This window comes from Halodesulfurarchaeum sp. HSR-GB (assembly GCF_031432215.1).
In the GTDB taxonomy this organism is placed as follows: domain Archaea; phylum Halobacteriota; class Halobacteria; order Halobacteriales; family Halobacteriaceae; genus Halodesulfurarchaeum.
Genome location: NZ_JAVKGN010000001.1, coordinates 1,952,837 through 1,972,116, shown reverse-complemented (window position 1 = coordinate 1,972,116; position 19,280 = coordinate 1,952,837). Strand labels below are relative to the sequence as shown.

General features: G+C 62.7%; 24 protein-coding genes. 11 read left to right on the top strand and 13 right to left on the bottom strand.

The genetic code is table 11. The annotated features are described in order from the left end of the window. Nucleotides 1-281 precede the first annotated feature (281 nt). Nucleotides 282-1,121, top strand: a complete 840-nt coding sequence (locus RH831_RS10500) for a hypothetical protein (protein WP_310554120.1) — start codon at nucleotides 282-284, stop codon at nucleotides 1,119-1,121. Nucleotides 1,122-1,285: 164 nt separating this feature from the next. On the opposite strand, the gene arsB is transcribed toward RH831_RS10500, so the two are convergent. Beyond that, the gene (arsB, locus tag RH831_RS10495; RefSeq protein ID WP_310554119.1) at nucleotides 1,286-2,431 is read right to left on the bottom strand and encodes an ACR3 family arsenite efflux transporter; all 1,146 of its coding nucleotides are present in this window, start codon (nucleotides 2,429-2,431) and stop codon (nucleotides 1,286-1,288) included. Then, nucleotides 2,424-2,822 (bottom strand): metalloregulator ArsR/SmtB family transcription factor, encoded by a 399-nt coding sequence (locus RH831_RS10490; protein WP_070364560.1) that lies wholly within the window; start codon nucleotides 2,820-2,822, stop codon nucleotides 2,424-2,426. The genes arsB and RH831_RS10490 overlap by 8 nt, the downstream gene beginning before the upstream one ends. 194 nt (nucleotides 2,823-3,016) lie before the next feature. On the opposite strand from RH831_RS10490, the gene RH831_RS10485 reads away from it, so the two are divergent. Further along, on the top strand, nucleotides 3,017-3,439 hold the full coding sequence (locus tag RH831_RS10485) for a CoA-binding protein (RefSeq protein ID WP_310554118.1): 423 nt from the start codon (nucleotides 3,017-3,019) through the stop codon (nucleotides 3,437-3,439). A gap of 117 nt (nucleotides 3,440-3,556) precedes the next feature. Further along, nucleotides 3,557-4,702, top strand: coding sequence for a permease (locus tag RH831_RS10480; RefSeq protein WP_310554117.1), 1,146 nt, complete (start codon nucleotides 3,557-3,559; stop codon nucleotides 4,700-4,702). A gap of 11 nt (nucleotides 4,703-4,713) precedes the next feature. On the opposite strand, the gene RH831_RS10475 is transcribed toward RH831_RS10480, so the two are convergent. Together RH831_RS10475 and RH831_RS10470 are read right to left on the bottom strand one after the other, a co-directional pair. Then, nucleotides 4,714-5,649 (bottom strand): cation diffusion facilitator family transporter, encoded by a 936-nt coding sequence (locus RH831_RS10475; RefSeq protein ID WP_310554116.1) that lies wholly within the window; start codon nucleotides 5,647-5,649, stop codon nucleotides 4,714-4,716. 49 nt (nucleotides 5,650-5,698) lie between these two features. Further along, nucleotides 5,699-6,121 (bottom strand): universal stress protein, encoded by a 423-nt coding sequence (locus RH831_RS10470; RefSeq protein ID WP_310554115.1) that lies wholly within the window; start codon nucleotides 6,119-6,121, stop codon nucleotides 5,699-5,701. A 106-nt stretch (nucleotides 6,122-6,227) separates the two neighbouring features. Here RH831_RS10470 and RH831_RS10465 point away from each other — a divergent pair, with 106 nt between their 5' ends. Continuing rightward, nucleotides 6,228-6,548 (top strand): hypothetical protein, encoded by a 321-nt coding sequence (locus RH831_RS10465; RefSeq protein WP_310554114.1) that lies wholly within the window; start codon nucleotides 6,228-6,230, stop codon nucleotides 6,546-6,548. Nucleotides 6,549-6,560: 12 nt separating this feature from the next. Here the strand turns inward: RH831_RS10465 and fmdA are convergent, their stop codons facing one another. Together fmdA and RH831_RS10455 are read right to left on the bottom strand one after the other, a co-directional pair. Continuing rightward, on the bottom strand, nucleotides 6,561-7,832 hold the full coding sequence (gene fmdA / locus RH831_RS10460) for a formamidase (RefSeq protein WP_310554113.1): 1,272 nt from the start codon (nucleotides 7,830-7,832) through the stop codon (nucleotides 6,561-6,563). A gap of 121 nt (nucleotides 7,833-7,953) precedes the next feature. Beyond that, nucleotides 7,954-8,475 carry an AmiS/UreI family transporter gene (locus RH831_RS10455; protein WP_310554112.1) on the bottom strand — a complete coding sequence of 174 codons (522 nt, stop codon included), beginning with the start codon at nucleotides 8,473-8,475 and terminating at the stop codon, nucleotides 7,954-7,956. 179 nt (nucleotides 8,476-8,654) lie between these two features. Here RH831_RS10455 and RH831_RS10450 point away from each other — a divergent pair, with 179 nt between their 5' ends. From RH831_RS10450 to RH831_RS10420, 7 genes are all read left to right on the top strand, one after another. Next, on the top strand, nucleotides 8,655-9,038 hold the full coding sequence (locus RH831_RS10450; RefSeq protein ID WP_310554111.1) for a CrcB family protein: 384 nt from the start codon (nucleotides 8,655-8,657) through the stop codon (nucleotides 9,036-9,038). Then, nucleotides 9,035-9,430: a fluoride efflux transporter CrcB gene (gene crcB / locus RH831_RS10445; RefSeq protein WP_310554110.1), complete on the top strand. Its 396-nt coding sequence runs from the start codon at nucleotides 9,035-9,037 to the stop codon at nucleotides 9,428-9,430. Before RH831_RS10450 ends, crcB begins: the two co-directional genes overlap by 4 nt. A 58-nt stretch (nucleotides 9,431-9,488) precedes the next feature. Next, nucleotides 9,489-11,153, top strand: coding sequence for a thermosome subunit beta (gene thsB / locus RH831_RS10440; RefSeq protein WP_310554109.1), 1,665 nt, complete (start codon nucleotides 9,489-9,491; stop codon nucleotides 11,151-11,153). Between the two features lie 314 nt (nucleotides 11,154-11,467). Continuing rightward, complete coding sequence (locus tag RH831_RS10435) at nucleotides 11,468-11,722, top strand: phosphopantetheine-binding protein (protein WP_310554108.1); 255 nt, start codon at nucleotides 11,468-11,470, stop codon at nucleotides 11,720-11,722. Beyond that, the gene (locus RH831_RS10430) at nucleotides 11,719-12,705 is read left to right on the top strand and encodes a phosphate acyltransferase (protein ID WP_310554107.1); all 987 of its coding nucleotides are present in this window, start codon (nucleotides 11,719-11,721) and stop codon (nucleotides 12,703-12,705) included. The genes RH831_RS10435 and RH831_RS10430 overlap by 4 nt, the downstream gene beginning before the upstream one ends. Then, on the top strand, nucleotides 12,702-13,880 hold the full coding sequence (locus RH831_RS10425) for an acetate kinase (protein ID WP_310554106.1): 1,179 nt from the start codon (nucleotides 12,702-12,704) through the stop codon (nucleotides 13,878-13,880). Before RH831_RS10430 ends, RH831_RS10425 begins: the two co-directional genes overlap by 4 nt. After that, nucleotides 13,877-14,224: a 4'-phosphopantetheinyl transferase superfamily protein gene (locus RH831_RS10420; protein ID WP_310554105.1), complete on the top strand. Its 348-nt coding sequence runs from the start codon at nucleotides 13,877-13,879 to the stop codon at nucleotides 14,222-14,224. Before RH831_RS10425 ends, RH831_RS10420 begins: the two co-directional genes overlap by 4 nt. 48 nt (nucleotides 14,225-14,272) lie before the next feature. Here RH831_RS10420 and RH831_RS10415 read toward each other — a convergent pair whose 3' ends face one another. From RH831_RS10415 to RH831_RS10385, 7 genes are all read right to left on the bottom strand, one after another. Further along, on the bottom strand, nucleotides 14,273-14,671 hold the full coding sequence (locus RH831_RS10415; RefSeq protein ID WP_310554104.1) for a zinc ribbon domain-containing protein: 399 nt from the start codon (nucleotides 14,669-14,671) through the stop codon (nucleotides 14,273-14,275). Nucleotides 14,672-14,673: 2 nt separating this feature from the next. Further along, the gene (locus RH831_RS10410) at nucleotides 14,674-15,930 is read right to left on the bottom strand and encodes a thiolase family protein (RefSeq protein WP_310554103.1); all 1,257 of its coding nucleotides are present in this window, start codon (nucleotides 15,928-15,930) and stop codon (nucleotides 14,674-14,676) included. 153 nt (nucleotides 15,931-16,083) lie between these two features. After that, nucleotides 16,084-16,497: a DUF302 domain-containing protein gene (locus RH831_RS10405; protein WP_310554102.1), complete on the bottom strand. Its 414-nt coding sequence runs from the start codon at nucleotides 16,495-16,497 to the stop codon at nucleotides 16,084-16,086. 68 nt (nucleotides 16,498-16,565) lie between these two features. Further along, a complete protein-coding gene (locus tag RH831_RS10400) occupies nucleotides 16,566-17,456 on the bottom strand; it encodes an ABC transporter ATP-binding protein (protein WP_310554101.1) in 891 nt (296 codons plus the stop codon). Continuing rightward, complete coding sequence (locus RH831_RS10395; protein ID WP_310554100.1) at nucleotides 17,453-18,265, bottom strand: energy-coupling factor transporter transmembrane component T; 813 nt, start codon at nucleotides 18,263-18,265, stop codon at nucleotides 17,453-17,455. The genes RH831_RS10400 and RH831_RS10395 overlap by 4 nt, the downstream gene beginning before the upstream one ends. A gap of 9 nt (nucleotides 18,266-18,274) precedes the next feature. Then, on the bottom strand, nucleotides 18,275-18,574 hold the full coding sequence (locus tag RH831_RS10390) for a cobalamin transport operon protein (protein WP_310554099.1): 300 nt from the start codon (nucleotides 18,572-18,574) through the stop codon (nucleotides 18,275-18,277). After that, nucleotides 18,571-19,230 carry an energy-coupling factor ABC transporter permease gene (locus RH831_RS10385; RefSeq protein WP_310554098.1) on the bottom strand — a complete coding sequence of 220 codons (660 nt, stop codon included), beginning with the start codon at nucleotides 19,228-19,230 and terminating at the stop codon, nucleotides 18,571-18,573. The genes RH831_RS10390 and RH831_RS10385 overlap by 4 nt, the downstream gene beginning before the upstream one ends. Nucleotides 19,231-19,280 lie beyond the last annotated feature (50 nt).

Below are 19,280 nucleotides of genomic sequence, written 5' to 3'. Positions count from 1 at the left end.
CGCTGTTTGAGCGTCTCGGGAATAGCGAACGGGGAGGAACGACCCGTGAGCATGCGAGACGCTCGCTGTTTGAGCGTCTCGGGAATAGCGAACGGGGAGGAACGACCCGTGAGCATGCGAGACACGAGCAACGCGAGGGTCTCGATTACTATCCCAATTCAGCGGTGCGGTACCGTGGGAATCCCCCGGCTTTGGCCGTGGGAGGGGTGAAGCCGGTTTTGTCCCGCACTGATCGGGAGACGACCACGAAACACTTAGCGACAACTCGTGTTAGCACTCCCATGGATCGTCGACGGTTCCTCTCGTTGTGTGGGCTCGGGGTGACTGGGCTTGCAGGGTGTACCAGCCCGGACGGTGACCAGCAGCCACCGACTGATACAACCACCACGTCGCCGGCAAGCGAACTGCGAATCGAGTTCGGTGGCCTCCAGACCGGTGTCGTGGGACTGCTCGAAGATGCCTACGAGATCACGTTCACGCCCGACTCCCAGTACCTCTTCTTGGACGTGAACGTCGACTCCGGAACGAGCCCATCGATCACGGACTTCCAGTTTCACTTCGCTGGCGACGTGTATTCCCCGAAAACGGAGTGGAACCGCCCACCGTTTCACCGTAGTGAGGGGTCGGGGAGGGGCTACCCGGACACCACAGGAAAAGAGCGCTACTGGGACGACGAAAGCACCGATGGGTGGATCGCGTTTCAGCTACCGGAGACGGGTGCCACGAGTGGCGCCGTACTCTCCTGGCCGGGCGGGGAGTGGAGTCCAGCCGAAGCGGTTCGGACACGACTTGCCAACCCAATTCCGGAGTTCACCGTCGAGGAATGGGTCGTCCCGGAAACGGTCTCTCCCGATACCGACCCGGAATTCGCGTTGACGGTTCGAAACGAAGGCTCCCATCCCGGACAGTTCTGGGGTGCGATCGATGGAGACGGCGTCACGACCGACCGGCTTGTCACCCTCGTCTCGCAGCGAATCCCGCCAGGTGAATCCAGATCCTGGGCCGTCAGGGGCCGGACGTATCAGATGGGGTCTGCAGCCAATCCTGTGGAACAGGTGAACTACACCCTCCTCTGGCCTGGAGAGGACCGGTCCAAGTCCGCTCGTGTTCGATACGAGTGACCCCGCAGGAGTTGTCACATTTTGACGTATCACTCGGGAACACGGCCAAAATCGCGGTTCGCTGGCATATCGGGCAACCGAAATCAGAACTGGCTTCCCACCGGTGAGACCGGGGTGATCACAGGGGGCACCATCGGAGACGCGTCTGACCGCCGCAGCCGAGATCAATCCTTTTCCGTGATCGGTTCCCCATCGCTCCCGGTCGCACCCGCGGGGGTCGTGCTATCGAGTTGCCCCGTGGTGTGGCCGCGCCAGTCCACGTTGCGCTGGAACCACAGTGCGACGTACACGAGCGAGAGCAACACGGGCACCTCGATCAGCGGACCGATGACGGTCGTGAAGGCGACCCCGGAGCCGACGCCGAACACGGCGACTGCGACGGCGATCGCGAGTTCGAAGTTGTTCGAGGCCGCGGTGAACCCGATCGCGGTCGTCGTCGAGTAGTCCGCGCCGATCCAGTGGCCCATTCCGAACCCCAGGAAGAACTGGACGACGAAGTAGATCGTCAGCGGGACCGCGATCAGGAGCACGTCGGTGGGCTGGCCGACGATCCGCTCGCCCTGCATCGCGAACATGACGATCACGGTAAAGAGCAACGCCACGAGGGTCAGCGGGTCGATCCTCGGGACGAATTTTTCCTCGTACCACTCGACACCCCTGGTTCGTGTCCCCACGTATCGCGAGAGGATCCCCGCGGCGAACGGGATCCCGAGGAAGATGGCGATGGCCTCGAAGACCTGCGCGGGGGAAACGTTGAACGCCGCGATCCCGGCGGTCAGTTCTTCCAGTCCGAGTGCGTCGGGCAGGAAGAGCGCGAAAACGGTGATGTACACCCCGTAGGTCAGGATCTGGAAGACGCTGTTAAAGGCGACCAGGCCGGCGGCGTACTCACTCGACCCCTCGGCGAGGTCGTTCCAGACCAGCACCATCGCGATACACCGGGCCATTCCGATGAACACCAGTCCGAGGAAGAACTCGGGGCGGGCCGGCAGACCGGGAACGATCCCGCCGAAGAAGACCAGAGCCAGTACGACCATCAGCGTCGGGCCGATCAGCCAGTTCTGGAGCAGGCTCAATCCGAGCACCCGCCACTGGGCGAACACTCGTGGTAACTGGCCGTAGTTGACCTTCGCCAGTGGCGGATACATCATCAGGACGAGGCCGATCGGCACGAGACGGAGATCCTGAATCGGTTGGGTGATTCCCGGAGCGATATAGCCCAGTCCGACGCCGATGGCCATCGCGCCGAAGATCCAGACGGTCAGGTACTTATCCAGGAAGTCAAGCGATCCCGATTCGGTTTCACTCATCGTCGTGGACCTCGTCCAGGGCGTCGATGATGGTGGACGCGACCGGGGTGGCCTCGTACTTCCGCCAGCGACCGTCCTTGCGGCGAGTCACGAGCCCCGCCTCGCGCAGGTCCGAGAGCGCGTGGCTGATCGCACTCTCGCTCACGTCGACGACCGCGTTGAGTTCACAGACACAGAGTTCCCCGTCCGCGTCGGCCAGCACGCGCACGAGTCGATAGCGCGTCTCGTTGCCCAGCGTCGAGAGCACGGAGAGATCGGCCTCCACGCGCTCGCTCCGGGCTGCGGACTGGAGCATGTCGAGTTCCGAGAGTCGTGTCTCCACGTCCTCGACCCGGCACTCCCCGAGTTCGTCCTCGAGATGGCGTTGAATTCGCTCGGAGTCCGTTGCCATACACTTACTTGAACGGCTCTTCAATTAATGGTTGCCGCTTTTGAGACGACTCTCTTTCCCGAAATTTCGTTGTTAGTGGATTGTGCTGACCGACCGAGAACGTTGGTGACAGAATCGATCTGAGCCGGGGGCCGACCAATACGGGTGTCGCTGGCTTGAGTACCTTTTTTCAGCACTGATCCGATACGTTAGCCATGCCAGTCGAAACTGACGACGCGCTCCGTGAAATCCTCGAATTCGATACGATTGCCGTCGTGGGCTGCTCGACCAGCCCGGGCAAGGCCGCTCACGACGTCCCGAAGTACCTCATCGAACACGGATACGACGTGATCCCGGTCAATCCCTTCGCCGACGAAATATTCGGTCGCGAGAGCCACGACTCGCTCTCGGCCGTCGATCAGGAGATCGACATCGTGGACGTGTTTCGCCCCAGCGAGGAGGTGAGCGGTATCGTCGATGCGGCTCTCACACGATCGGACGTCGAAGTCATCTGGACTCAACTCGGCATTCGAGACGATACAGCCGCCGAACGCGCTGAACAGACGGGCACGCGTGTCGTGCAGGATCGGTGTATGAAGGCCGAACACCAGCGACTCCTGGGATCGCCGTCGGAGTGATCCTGATCGCTTTCGCGGCGTGGACCACCGGTGAGTCGTATCTGTTTCAGCAATTTTTGAAACCAGTAGCTATATGCCGCATAGCGTTTTAGATTAAATTGAAATGGTGGTGGGACCGTGGCTTCCGTAGAACTGCTCGTCCAGATACTCCGGGCCGGCTTCGACGAGACGCTGTCGTACCTGACACTGCACGTCATCACGTGTCTGGTGCCGGCCTTTTTCATCGCCGGTGGCATCTCGGCGGTCCTCTCGGATCACTTCGTGACGAAGTACCTCAGCGGCGACGCACCGAAGCTTCAGGCCTACTCGATCGCCTCCGTCTCGGGGGTGGCCCTCGCGGTCTGTAGCTGTACGATCCTCCCGATGTTTGCCGGCCTCTACAAGAAGGGCGCAGGAATCGGCCCCGCGACGGCCTTCCTGTTCTCGGGCCCCGCGATCAACGTACTCGCGGTCGTGTTCACGGCCCGCGTTCTCGGTCTGCCGCTGGGTGGGGCCCGGGCGTTTTTCGCCGTCTCGATGGCCGCGTTCATCGGCCTGGTCATGGCCTTCGTCTTCGGGGACGAAGCGGACCAGCAGTCGTCCCAACCGGTGGCGACTGATGGCGGCCAGGTGGCGACTCGGCGACCGACCTGGGTGACAGCCGGCTTCTTCGGGAGTCAGGTCGCAATCCTGCTGATCGCCGCCACCGGGCTGCTTAGCTGGGCGGTCAAAGCACCGCTTCTCGCGCCCTTCTTCGCGCTTCTTGGTTACCTGCTGTGGGCGGAGTTCGATCGGGGCGAGATCGAGAAGTGGCTTCAGGAGACGTGGTTTTTCACCCGATCGATCTTCCCGCTCCTGCTCGCCGGCACCTTCGTCATCGGGATCATCGGCGCGGTCGCCGCTCTCGCCCAGGGGATGAACCCGCTCGAGACGATCCAGGCCGGCGAACAGACCTTCGTCGCCCACAAGGTCGCACCGGGGCTCCTTACCCAGGGTATCTTCGGCGAGACCACCGTGCTCTCGGCCGGTCTGGGCTCGATAATCGGAGCCGTTCTGTACATGCCGACCCTGCTGGAGGTGCCCATCGTTGGCTCGCTCTTTGGGTACACTCAGGGGCTCATGGCCGACGGGCCGGCGCTGGCGCTGCTGCTCGCCGGCCCCTCGCTTTCGCTGCCCAACATGCTCGTGATCTGGAAGACGATCGGTGCGAAACGCACCGCCCTCTACATCAGCCTCGTGGCGGTCGCCGCGACGGGGGCCGGCTTACTCTGGGGACTGCTCTGAGAGAACCGTTCTCAGTGGCTGTGATCGAGCGAGTACGTCCGCTCGTCTCCGTCGCGAGGGTGTAATTCGACGGTGACGTGATTGGCCCCGTGATCACGGAGGATCTGGTGGATCTCGGTCGTGAGCTGGTCGGCCTCGGTCATGGTCTCGACCGCCGTCCGGACGTGGGCGCTCGCGACGGTGAGCCGACTGCAGATCTGGGAGGCGTGCAGATCCTCGACCTGAATAACTCCCTCGAGCGACCGGATCTCTTCGCGGACGGTCTCCGGATCGAAGGGCGTCCTGAGGACGAAGATCGCCGCACTTCCTCGAAGGACTTTCCCGGCCGACCAGAGGACGAGGCCGGCGATCAGCACGGCCGTGATCGGGTCGATCGCGGTCACACCCGTCAGTTCGACGACGGTCACGGAGACGATGACCGCGACCGAGCCGCCGGCGTCCCCGAGCAGGTGATAGAACGCACCCCGCTCGTTGAGGCTCATCTCGCCGCCATGGAGCACGTAGACGCTACCCAGGTTGATCAGCAACCCGCCAACCGCGATCAGGAGTGTGGGACCGGTTCCGATCTCGATCGGGGCGAGATATCGCTGGTAGGACTCCCAGAGGATGAAGCCGACCATGGGAATGAGAAACAGCCCGTTCAGGAACGCAGCCAGCGGTTCGAGGCGGTGCAGGCCATACGAGAAGCGGGCCGACCCGTCGTAGTTCGCGGCGACGTAGGCGGCCGCAAAGGCCATCACGTAGGCCAGTGCGTCGAACAGCATGTGAACGGCGTCGCTCAACAGCGCGACCGATCCGAAGAGCAGTCCGCCCGCAAACTCCCCGAGAAAGCCGACGAGATTGATGGCGGCGACGATGGCCAACTTCCGGCTGCTCGTCGGTTCGTGGCTGTGGCCGGGTCCCTCGGCCTCGTCCTCGCAGCGATCCAGCGGCTCCTGACCAGCCATTCGACCTGGATTGGCTACCGGGAGCCAAAAATCCTCGGTCGGTGGCCCGTCAGTGAACCACGACGACCGGGATTTCCGCCCGCCTGACGACCTTCTCGGCGACGCTCCCGAACACGATTCGGCCGACCCCCGAGATCCCACGGCTCCCGATCACGATCTCGTCGAAGTCGTGTGCGGAGGCGTATTCGAGGATCTCGTCCGCTGGATCGCCGGTCGCGATGTCCGTGTCGACGTGTCCGCCGAACTGCTCGGCCTCGGCTTCGACCGCTTCCAGTAGCTCCTTGGCTTCTTCCTTGCGGTGCTCGACTGATGGAATCTCCTCGGGGTCTCCCGCCGTGGCTGCGAAGTACCCTTGTGGGAGATCGACTACGTGCAACGCGGTGATCTCCGCGTCGGAGAACCGTTCGATGGCATACGCCAGCGCGGCGTCTGCATGCTCCGAACCGTCGACCGGGACGAGTATTTTCCGCATGTGTGAGTGTATGTCAGGCAGACATATCAAATTTCGTCCCGCGACTTAGTGCTCGGGACCGTGTTTCGCCCCACAAATTTAGGCACGGGCCCACGATGGATGGCATATGACAGCAGACCGCCCGGAGATCGGTGAGACTGTGACGACACTCCACGAGGATGTCCCACGAACCGTTCAGGTTTCCCTGACGATGTCCAAAGACACGCGAGATTTGCTCGCGGAAATCCGGGACCAGTTGAACGAGTCGGCCGAAACCCCCGTACTGGAGACCAACGACGTCATTCGACTCGCACTCGTCGGGGCGACCAGGTACGACGACCTGGATGTGAGTTCATCGAACCATGATCGGCTGGCCCCCTTGCTCGAAACGCTCGCGACGGCGGTGCGTGCGGATCCAAATCTCTCGACTGAACTGAAGAAAAAGTAGTTGGCGAGAAGATTATTGCAGCGGGTCGTCCGTAATCGGGATCTGGCCGCGGTCTTCCGGCTCGCCGAGTGCCTCCGGGGAGATGTCGAACTCGAAGACGCCCTTCGGGAGCGCCAGGGTCGTACAGGCGTTGGGGACGTCCACGACGCCGCTGAGGTGCCCTTCGATCGGCACCGTGCCCAGGATGTGGAGGGCCTGCTCGCCCGTGTACCCGAACTTCTTCAGGTACTCGATGGCGTCGAGGGCGGAGCGCCGGTAGGCCACGTGCGGATCGATGTAGTGCTGCTCGCCGTCCTCCGTGACGGAGTAGCCGTTGAAGGTGACATACTCATCGAAGTTCGGCCCCCGGTTGCCGGGCTCGAAGATCGGGTGATCGACCCCGAACTTCTCCATTCCGTTCTTGACCAGATCGAACTCGACGTCGATGTAGGCGGCCATCTCGATGGCGCCACAGAAGGTGATCTCCCCGTCACCCTGCGAGGCGTGGAAGTCGCCGATGCCGAACTTCGCACCCTCGACGTACACGGGGAAGTAGATCGTGGAGCCAAGCGAGAGGTCCTTGATGTCGTGGTTCCCGCCGTGCTCCCGCGGCGGAACGGTGCGGGCGGCCACTTCTGCGGCCGCGTCTGCTTCGTCCGGATCCATCTCGCCCATCAACGCGCCGTCTTTGGTCGGCGGGTTCGCGACCGGCGGGTCTGGCTCGCCGGTCGGGTGGTTGTGGATGGATTCTGGGTCCGCCTCGTGTTTATCGATGAGTTCCTGCTCCCGCTCGTTCCACTCTTCGAGCAGTTCCATGCTGGGGGCGGTCCCGGCTAACCCCGGATGGATTTTCCCCTGATAGCTGATGTCCGGAATATGCCGGGAGGAGACGGTATAACCGTCGATGTCCCAGATTGACTTTGCGGCCTCCGGGAAGTGGTCGGTCAGGAAACCGCCACCGTTTTTCTGGGAGAAGGTCCCCGTGAACCCGTACTCCCACCGGTCGTTCAGCGGGCCCATGTCGTGGAACTCGACTTTCAGGAGGTCCCCCGGCTCGGCCCCCTTCACTTCGACGGGCCCTGCCAGGTAGTGTACCTGGTTCAGGTCCACGTCACGAACGTCATTTGCGTTATCGTCGTCGTTGATCTGGCCCCCCGTCCAGTCCAGTGCTTCGAGACGCATCCGCTCGCCCGGCTCGGCCTCGATGACGGCCGGGATGTCGGGATGCCACCGATTGAACGGATTCGCCCCTGGTTGTTCGTCTGCCGGTTTGTCCGTATCGACCTCGAATTGTACTTCTGGCATGGTATGCGGGGTGTTCTCTCTCCCCACCTAATCGTTGGCAGCGCAACAAATAACTATTATGTAATTCTTTCAATAAATGCCGATAGTCGGCGGATTTGACCCATCAAAAGGCGGTTTTGGGTCAGATAACGGGCCACCAGCCAGCGGCCATGACGAACCCCGCGGCCCCGGAGACGATGCCGACTGCCAGGGTGTACCACCCGACGAGGTCGTTGTATTCGGTCCGTTCGATACCCAGCAGGAGCCAGAAGGAAAACCAGAGCACGGCCCAAATCCACCAGAGCAAGGCCAGTCCCAGATCACCGCTCTGGAAGACGATGAGCCCTGTGGGCACGGCGATGGCGGCGACGAAAAGGCAGTACCAGCCAAAGCCCCGCTGGTCCTCTTTTTCCCTGATCGCGTTCGCGAACACCCAGAGATAGGTGAACGAGAACAGCAGGGTTCCAGCGGCGTTGAACGCTGTCCCTTCGGTCCCAGGCACGAACGCCCAGTAGGCCGCGATCAGGAACGTGATGACGCCGGTGAGCAGATTCAGGATTGCAACGTCCCTATCCTCCCCATACCCCAACAACCACAGCCCGTTGACGATCAACACGGCCCCGACGTAGTACAACCCGATCCCCAGTTCTTCGATTACTGGCATGAATGATCCCCTCGGTTTGGCGGGTCTCCCCGCGTTTGAATAGGCCGTCGTGCTACTTAGTTCTAGTTGCGATCCTATCACTTTCGAGCGGAAAGCTACGATTTCGGGGCCGAAACGGAGGAATTGGGAAAGGGGCCGGTGAATCACGCTTAAGCCCGTTCCACCCGGAGGCCGATCCAATGGGTTCCACCCATCCCCTCGAACACGCCGAGACGTTCGCCCTCATCGCGGTGGGCGGCTTTCTCGGCTCGAATCTACGATTTTTGATCGGGCAGTTCTCGCCCGGTCTCGGGGGGACACTGGTGGTCAACGCGCTCGGGAGTGCAGTGCTTGGATTCCTCGCCTACGAGGCACTCAAGACGGATCTGCTCTCGGCCCCGTCCAGAACGGTGCTCAGCACCGGCGTCCTCTCCTCGTTTACGACCTACAGTACGTTCGCCATGGAGACGGTCCAGGCTACGCCAGTGCTCGGGCTTGTGAATCTCTTTGCCAGCTACGGGCTCGGCTTCGCGGGTGTGTTGCTGGGGCGGCACCTCGCGCACTCGATGGAGGGATCGAAATGATCGACCAACTGCTTCAGGAACTGGGCGGCACTGCGGAGCCCTATCTCGTCGGGTTCGGTGGCATGATCGGGGCATCGCTCCGTCACGTCGTCAGCACCTGGGTCGAGCATGAGGAATTCCCCCTGGGCACGCTCACGGTGAACGTCCTGGGGAGTTTCCTGCTCGGATTGCTCACCTTCGCGGGGGTCACGAACTCGACGATGCTGCTCTTCGGTGTTGGTCTCTGTGGCTCGTTTACGACCTTCTCCTCGTTTTCGGTCGATACGGTACAGCTCTGGGAGGCTGGCGACCAATTTCTCGCCACCGGATACGCCCTCGTGAACTTCCTCGGCGCGGTCGCGGCCATCGGGGTCGCCTGGCTTCTGGTGACTGGCCTGGGCGTGCTGCTGTAAGATCCCGTGTCGTGTCACACGGTAACGTAATATGGTTGGCAACCCAACTCGTGGAACGATGCGTGGTCACCGATCCCAGACACCGATCCAGTCCATCTCGCGTTCGACCCAGCAGGCAAGCGGTGAAACTGCCCTCGACGCCAACATTACCGCGGCCCAGGCGATCGCGGAGACGGTCCGGAGCACCCTCGGGCCACGGGGCCGGGACAAGATGTTGATCTCCGACGGGACGGTGATCGTCACGAACGACGGGTCGAGCATCCTGCATCGACTCGATGTCACACACCCGGCCGCCTCGCTTTTGGTCTCGACGGCGGAAAGTCAGGAGTCGGGCCAGGGCGACGGCACTTCCTCGACGGTGCTCTTCGCTGGGGACCTCCTCGGCGAGGCCGACGGCCTGCTCGATGACGGCCTCCACCCGCGAACGGTGATCCAGGGGTATCGAATCGCCCTCGATCACGCGCTTGAGACGGTCTCGGACCTGGGAACGGCGATCGACTCGACCGACCGAGAACTGCTCTCGAACCTCGCCGCAACCACGATGACCGGCCGCTGGGATGCGGACCGGATCGCGTTTCTCGCCGACCTCTCGGTCGAGACCGCCATGGCTGCAAGCAGCGGCGACCGGATCGATCTGGATCGGGTCGCGCTTCAGAAGGTACAGGGCGGGGCCGTCACCGACTCGCAACTGATCGACGGCGTGGCGATCAACCTCGATCAGTCCTCGACGGACGTCGCCTCTTTCGATCCCACGAGTACGGACTGGGACGGCAGCACGATCGCCCTCCTCGACGGCGAACTCCGGGTTCGAACCGGTGGGCAGGTCACCAAGGCTACTGTCGAGACTGCCGCCCAACTGGACGAGATCGAACGCTCCGAGACCCAGACGATCGAGAAAATCGTCCGCCAGTTCGAGGCGGCCGGGGTCGATATCGTCTTCTGTCAGAAGCAGGCGGCCGATCGAATCACCGCCCAACTGGGTCGACGGGGCATTCTCGTCGTGGAGCGAACCCGTCAGGACGAGTTCGACGCCCTCGAAGCCCTGACCGGGGCGACACGGGTCGTGAAACCGGAGGACGTCGATGCGTCGGTCCTCGGGCAGACGACGACCGTGGATCTCAGTGTTTCCGGGGGCGAGGAGTTCATCACCGTCCGGTCAGATGCGGGTGAGGCCCACACCCTCGTCCTGCGGGCTGGGGCGGCCCACGTGCTCGATGAACTCAAACGGATCTTCGATGACAGTCTCACTGTCATCAAGACCGCCGTCGCGGAGGGCAAAGTCGTTCCCGGTGGCGGGGCGGCGGAGGTGTGGGTCGCCGAGGCCGTTCGATCGAGGGCGACAGGCATCGACGGGCCCGAGCAACTCGCCGCCGAGGCCTTCGCGGACGCCCTGGAATCGTTGCCGAAGACCCTCGCTCGAAACGCGGGTGTCGATCCTATCGACACGCTCACCACACTTCGTGCGGCCCAGACCGATCGCGGGCCCACCGTTGGATTCGACGCGGACGCGGGCGTCGTGGATGTCCTCGACCGGGGGCTCGTCGAACCGCTCGCCCTGAAACGCCGCCTGCTCTCGAACGCGACCGAGGCGGCAACCCTCATCCTCAGGATCGACGACGTGATCGCGGCGGTCGATCGCGACGGCGGGCAGGGGGACGAAGCGACGGACACGCCGACCTACCATGCCGACGAGGGCGGCTACCCCTGGGCGATTGGCCACTAATCCTCGGTTGCTCGGCGCTTCAGTGTGGCACCGACGCCAAACGTGAATCGCGAGCTTGCCAGGCACGATGATATCGTTACCGTGCCCTCGACCCCTTCATTTGGGTACAGCTCAGCCGCAAAAGAGCAACAGCTCCGCGACGAGGGCGGGTCGATTTGGTCCAGATATCTTGGATCCATAGTCGGTAGCGTGCCATTCTTCGGACGGCAATACTGCCACTTGGGGCACCTGGCGGATCGGGATCGACTCTGCTTCCTACATGTTGGGAATTTCATTGTATCTATTTGAATATTGGAAGTGCTTAGTAAATTGAAATGTCTGCCAGCGATATCCAGGAAAAAACGGTCGAAATCGTCGCGGAGATCTTTGCGGAGCCGCCGGAATCGATCGATCGGAGCACGGACTTCATTGCCGACTTGCACGCGAAGTCGATGGATATCATCGCGCTCGTCGCCGCCCTCGAAGACGAATTCGAGATCCCGATCTCGGTCTCGGAGGTTCAGGACAATCGCACCGTCGGCGCGGCTGTCGACTGGCTCGAAGCGAACGTGGAGGACCCACCGGGATGACCGATCTCCTGAACCGGCTGGAGCCCGCTGCCAGGGAGACTCGACCGCGGCTGGTGTTCCCGGAGGGAACCGACGACCGGATCGTCGAAGCGGCGGCACGACTCGCGTCGGAGGACCTCGCTGTCCCAGTGTTGCTCGGGCCTCGGAAGGCTATCGAGGAGACGGCGCGGGAGGCGAGCGCCGATCTGACGGGTGTCGAGATCATTGACCCCAAGCGAGCCCGGACGGAAGGGTCCTACATTTCGGCCTATCAGTCTATAAGATCTGTCTCGGCCGCTACCGCCGAGAAGATCCTCGGAAACGAACTCCTCTTTGGCGGCTTGCTGGTCCGACTCGGGGAGGCAGATGGGCTGATCGGCGGCTGTGTTCGTACGTCGGGTGACCTGATCGCCGCCGCGCGGGAAGTCATCGGTCTCGAACCGGGAATCACCGTGCCGTCGAGTGTCTTCGTGATGGCTCTTCGGGACGGCTCGGAACTCCTCTATGCGGACGCTGCGGTCAACGCCAATCCGACTGCCGAGGAACTGGCCGACATCGCGGTTTCGACGGCTCGCAGTGGGGCAGGGTTGCTCGAATCGGCCCCAAAAGTAGCCTTGCTCTCCTTTTCGACCCGAGGAAGTGGCTCACACCCGGACGTGGAAAAAGTTCAATCGGCCGTCGACCTGGCGAACTCGGCCGCTTCGGAGTATGCCATCGACGGGGAGTTCCAGGCCGATGCGGCCCTGGACGAGAGCATCGCCCGACGGAAAATCGACGGTGACCTCGGTCCGGTGGCCGGCCAGGCGAACACCCTGGTCTTCCCGGACCTCGACGCGGGGAACATCGCCTACAAGCTGACCCAGGAACTGGCCGGCGCGAGTGCCTATGGTCCGATTCTCCAGGGGTTCGCCGAACCGGTGAGTGACCTCTCTAGAGGGGCGACGGTTGCGGATATCGTCGGGGCCGCGGTGATCACGGCGACTCTCGTGGAGGAGACAGGATGATCCTCGTCATCAACTGCGGGAGCACCTCGATCAAGTACGAGCTGTTCGAGGATCTCGAATCGGTCACCGAGGGCGAAGTGGGTGACATTGGGGGTGAGAACGCTTACGTGTCCCAGCGGGTGGGTGCGGAGACGGTCACGAGCGAGCAACCGATCGCGGATCACCGTGAGGGAATGGGTGTGGTTCTGAACTGTCTCACGGACTCCGAACACGGGCTGCTCGACGGGACCGGTGTCATCGAGGCCGTCGGTCATCGGGTGGTACACGGTGGCGAGCGCACCGAACCGGTGCTCGTGGACGAGTCGGTCAAGCGGACGATTCGAAAATTCGCGAGCGTGGCCCCGCTTCACAATCCCGTGAACCTCGCTGGCATCGAGGCGATGGCGGATCGACTGCCGGAGACTCCACAGGTCGCGGTTTTCGACACGGCGTTCCATCAGACGATGCCCCCCGAGGCTTACCTCTACGGCCTCCCGTATCGCTTCTACGACGACCACGACATCCGTCGATACGGGTTTCACGGCATCTCACACGCGTACGTGGCTCGCGAGGCCTGTGACATTCTCGATCGACCGGTGGGGGAGACGAACCTCATCACCTGCCATCTGGGGGGTGGATGTAGCGTCGCGGCTGTCGCGGGCGGACGCTCCGTCGACACCTCGATGGGGTTCTCTCCGCTCGAAGGGATCGTGATGGCGACTCGGTCCGGCGACGTCGATCCTACTGTCGTCAAGCATCTGTACGAGGAACTCGACATGGATCTGGAACGCATCTTCGAGATCCTCAACGACGAGAGTGGGTTGGCCGGGCTCTCCGGGATCAGCGGGGACATGCGAGAACTGCTGAAAGCCCGCGAGAACGGCGACGAACGGGCCGACCTTGCGATTCGCACGTTTGCGTACAGTGTGAAACAGCGGATTGGTGCGTACGCGGCGACGCTCGGTGAAGTCGACGGGATCGTCTTTACGGCCGGGATCGGTGAAAACGCGAGCCTCGTTCGGGAGTTAGCCGGGAATATCGAACTCCTCGACGCGAACGTCGACCCCAAGCGAAACACCTCTCTGAACGGCGACGCAGGAATCGTCTCGACGGACGACTCGGAAACGGCGGTGCTTGTCGTCCCGACCGACGAGGAGCGGCGGATCGCCCGAAAGACGGCGGCTCTCGTGAAATGAGGATGCGGGGGGTCGGCGTCGACGTGGTCTGCCTCGGGCATCTCGAAACCGTGTTTACCGACACGTTTCGGGATGCGGTGTTCAGCGATCGGGAGATTGCCTACGCCGAAGCAAGCGGCTGGCCGTTGGCACACTACGCGACCACATTCGCGGGCAAAGAAGCCGTCAAGAAAGCGATCGACAGCGACCTGCCGGTGGGGCCGGCGATCGAAATACGCCGTGACGCCATCGGAAAGCCCACGGTTTCGCTTACCGGCGATCGAACGGGGCTCGATGGCTCCCGCATTCTCCTTTCACTCGCGTTCGATGGTGATTACGCGGTCGGGTTTGCCCTCTGCTGGTGAACTGTCTTTAGGTCACGCCCCGATCCCTTTGCAAACCGCACGGGCCGGTCAGGCCCGTTCGAAGACGAGGACGGTTTTCCCAGCGACTTCCTCGGGTTTGCCTCGAACGTCGATGGGCAATTCCTCGTTGCCCTCCCGAATCTGATCGGTGCTCGCAAACTCGACGCCCTCGATCTTCGTGAAGAAGTACGGTCCCTCCGCAAGTTCGACCATCCCGTAGGCCATCCGGTCCTCGTCGGCGAACCGCTTTGAGGGCATCATCGTGCTGGAGTAATAGTGAAGCGTGCCCTCGCCGCTCATCTCGGTGAACTCCAGATCCCGGCTCCGGCAGTGCCGACAGGCAGTCATCGGCGGGAAGGTGTACTCCCCGCAGTCGTTGCACTTCGTGCCGACGATTCGTCCGGCTTCCAGTTCCTCGTAGAAGGTCTTGGGTGCGCGTTCGATCATGATCAGGCCTCACGCTCCAGAACGGTCACCGCCGTGTGCATTCCGTAGCCGTGGTTGTGCTGGACGGCGATTTCAGGTTCGTCCGGTATTTGGTTCTCGCCCGATTCCCCCCGCATCTGCTGCAGGATCTCGTGGGTCTCGAATCCGGCCGAGGCCTCCCAGGCGTGGCCTACTCCATGGCGGCCGCCGGAGACGTTCATCGGTTTCGGGCCGGTGTAAAGGGTCTCCTCGTTTTTGAACGCCGCAACTGGATCCTCGAGGTAGCCGGACAACTCTCCCAGGATCGGCTGATGGATCTGCATGCAGTCATGGACATAGAGATAATCGATGTCCGCGGGCTCGATGCCGGTCTTCTCGTAGGCCGCTTCGAAGGCCTTCACGTCCTGTGGCATGCGAGTCGGGTCGGCTCCGTACCACGGGAAGCCCTTGGCCCGCCAGTCATAACCCCGGATCTTCGCGGTCACCTTGTCCGTGAAGTCACTGGGATTTGCCGAAATGATACTGGCGGAGGCACCGTCGACGGCCTGCAGGGCGCTCAGCTGCCGCGTCGGCCAGGCGAAAAACGGGTTATTCTTGCTCCGCCAGAATTCCTGTGGATCCTCGAAGTCCTTCGCTGCGGCCAAATCTTCGAGGGACTCCTCAACGGCGGCCTTGGGCGTTTTTGAAGCGTGTTCCCGTGCGATCCGATTGACGTGGAACATGACCTCGTCGAGTTCATCCTCGGAGAGGTCGTGTTTCTCCGCGAACGCCATACTCGGAATGGCTCCGTAGGCAGTGGCCACGTCGTAGGCGTGCATGTAGGCGTACACGTTGTCCACACCGATATCGGTGAGATACCACAGTTCCTGTGGGTCGATCGGCTCGCGGTCGAGTTGAAACCGGCTCGTGGGTCGCGAGGAGGTGATTTCCGCGCCAACGACGAGCACGTTCTCGTAACTTTCCGATTTGATTGCGTCGTGAGCGATTCCTAATCCCGTGTTTCCAGTCGAACAGGCAGTGTCGAAGTGGAAACCAGCTTTCTGCTGCAGTCCCAGCCAGTCGGCCAAGACCGTGGCGTGACTGGAAACCCCGCTCGTGCTCTGCAGCATGTTGCCGACGTAGAAGGCGTCGATCTCCTCCGGTTCGATATTTGCATCGTCCATTGCCTGGAACGCCGCGTCGGCGGCGATCTCTTCGAAGGTCTTTCCCTGGAGGGATTCGTCTTCGAGGACGCTCCCGAACTGCGTCGCTCCAGTACCGATGAGTGATGGGTCTGGCATGGCGATCCTCTCCCCGAAAACTTGTTAAAATTCCAAGGAGATATAGCGGGATGTCAGTTCCCAGGATTTGGGAACCTGGTTTGTTTGGGCCTGAAAATACGCTTCACTCGATAAGTGTTAGTAAAGCCAGAGATGGTGGGGGGTGGAGGTAGCTTAAGCGTTGCTGCCCGCGGGGAACTCCGATTCGAGTTCTTCCAGCACGCGATCGAGACGCTCGCCGATCTCGGTTGCAATCTCGTCGAGTTCCGGGTTCCCCGTGAGATCGATCAATTCCGTCGGGTCCGCGGCACTGACGATAACGTCGCCGTCCTCGGCGTACACCACGACGTTACAGGGGAGGAGGGTCCCCAGATCGATCTCCGCCTCGATGCCCTGATTGGCCAGTGGCGGATTGCACGCGCCGAAAATCCGGTATTCGTCCCGCTGGACGTCGAGTTTCTCCGCGAAGATGTCCTGGATGTCGATGTCCGCGAGGACGCCGAAGCCCTCCTCGCCGAGTGTGTCAGTGAGCGCGTCGACGACCGAGTCGAACGGCGCGTCGAGGGCGATCTTGTTGTGGTAGCTCATCACCGAAAAAAGGGGTGCTAGACGGTTGCGGGTTGGTTTCTCGGCAGGCGTCTCCGGCTTGTTTCCTTTCAGGACAGCAGATCGACGAGTGCGTCCTCGGTCACCGGTCGATCGGCTTCGACCCCGAGTCGCCGTGCGACCCGCACCGCCGTTGGCGGGCGAAGGTTTGCGCGCTCCAGCAGCGTGTCGTCGTAGAAGACGGCCTCGGGCGTGCCGGACCCGACGATGTCCCCGTCGTCCATGACCACGATGCGGTCGGCGACACTGCCCGCGAAGTCCACGTCGTGGGACGCGATGACCAGGCCGATGCCCTCTGCCTGCAGGGTCTCGATCACCGACCGAACACGCTGCTCGCGGGCCGGGTCCAGTCCGGCGAGTGGCTCGTCCATGACGATCACGCTCGGGTCCATCGCCAGGACGCCGGCGATGGCGACCAGGCGCTTTTCCCCTCCGCTGAGGTGGTGTGGAACCCGGTCGGAGAGATGCATTGCGTCGAGTCGGTCGAGTGCCCGCTCGGCCCGCTCTCGTGCCTCATCCTTCGAGGCCCCGTAGTTCAGCGGGCCGAACATCACATCGTCGATGACGGTGGGGGCGACGATCTGGGAATCCGCGTCCTGGAAGACGAACCCGACTTCCCGCCGGGCCAGTTCCACGTTGTCCTCGGTGATCTGTTCGCCCTGTATTCGGAGTTGCCCCTCCTGAACGTCGAGAAGGCCGTTCAGGTGCTCCATCAGCGTGGACTTCCCGGCTCCGTTTCCACCGATGAGACCCACCGTTTCCTCGGCCCTGACGGCGAAACTCACGTCGTGGACGCTCCGGGTCCCGTCAGGATAGGTGTGTGAGAGACAATGCAGGGATACGAGGGGCTCCTCGTCGAAGTCGAAGGGGTCCTCGTGGACACAGTCGATCTGTTCGGCGGCCCGATTCTCGTCCTGTTCGTGGAACTCTGTCTCGCTCATGCGATCACTCCGTATCGAACCGTCAGCGCGTACCACCCGATTGCGACCGTGAGCACCGCCAGGGCCACGAGTTCGCGGGCCGGCGGTCGCTCGACCTGGCTGTACACCGTCAGATCGCCGTGATAGCCCCGGGCCTCCATCGATTTGAGCAGCGTCTCCGAGCGTTCGAGTGCGCGGATGAACGTGTGGCCGAAGATCCGACCGTAGAGGGTCCGGTTCGCCCAGAAGTTCTCACTGAGCGATCCGCCCCGGGCCCGGGTCGCCTTCAGGAGGTCCTCGATCACTTCGAGGATGACGAAGGTGAACCGATAGGCGAACAGCGCGACCTGGTCGATCGGCGTGGGGAGCGACCGGCCGAGCACGTGGACCATATCCGCGTACCGGGTCGTCATCCAGACTGCAAGCGAGTAGGTGACGACCGTGAGCCCCCGGCCCAGGAGGGTGAAATACGTTGTTGCCCCCGCCCAGGTGATCGAGAGTTGCCCGAACGGATGGGGGATGGCCACGATGGGTTCGCCCGGGATACCAATGGCAAGCGGTCCGGCGATTACCGTCACGAAGATGAACGGCAGCGTGTACCACGCGACGAGCCGTCTGACGGGGAGCCCGGCCGCTGCATACGCGGCCAGGACGACCACGTAGATGGCCGTGACCGTGAGCAGTCCCTCGGCGATGGTGACTGCCACCACGGCGAGGGCCAGCACGGCCACCTTCGTCCAGGCGTTGATCCGGTGGAAGGGGCCGGCGCCCTGCTCCGCGTAGGTGGTGAGCAACCGGGGGTCAGGAACGTGACTCGTGAGTTCACTCATGGTTGCCGGTCAGTCATTCGATTCGATCCACCAGTACAGGCCGACACTCGCCCCGGCCAAAAGCAGGACCAGGAGAGCAAACGGCAAGACGTTGTCCCGCAACGGGCCGGCGAGGAGGAATCCACCGATTCCACCCCGACCGATCTGGATCAACGAACCGCTCTCCCCGGCGGTCCCGCCCTGCATGACGGCGCTGAAGCGCTCGCCCCATGGGACGGCGCCACCCGTGTAAACGAAGCCGACGTACCCGAGGACGGCGGCGATGGCGATCGCGCCGCCGAGCACCAGATACTGGCTCGTTCGATTCATTCCTGGCTCACCTGGGCTGTCTCCCCGAGCAGGTCGGGTCGGATAGCGGCGATATACTGGACGACAGAGCCCGTGAGCAGGCCTTCGATCACGGCGACGCCGAGGTTGACAGCCACCAGCGCGGCCATGTACACCGCGAGGTCGCCGCCGGTGATTGCCACACCGCGGATGCCACTCACGATCGGGATCGCGCCCATGAGGAGCGAACCGGCCCCGAGGCCGGCGATGGTCGCCAGCGCGGCCGCCGGGAAGTGATCCCAGTTTTGGCCCCGCAGGGCCGCAAAGACGTAGTACCCGCCAGCGGCTTCGGTCGCGCCGACGAGCGTGTTGGCCCCGAGAAAGCCCCAGGCGCCGTGTCCCAGAAGCGCCGAGAGGACGTTGACGACGAACGCGACGATCGCACCCAGCGACGGCCCGACCAGAATCCCGACGAGGGCCGTCAACGAGAGGTGAACCCCGCCGAGAACCGGGATGTTGACCTGGAAGACGGCGAAACTCGCGGCGGCCACCATCCCGCCGAGCGCCACGTGTCTCGCCTCCAGGCCGTCCCTGCGCAGCCCGTACACCGCATACGCCAGTACCGCCGCTGCGAGGACCGACCAGAGTGCAACGGCCCAGAGGGGCAGTGCTCCCTCCGGGAGGTGGATGTGTGCCATTCGTGATTATGAATAATCGGACTCAAAATATTAAACCTTGGTATTTCAGA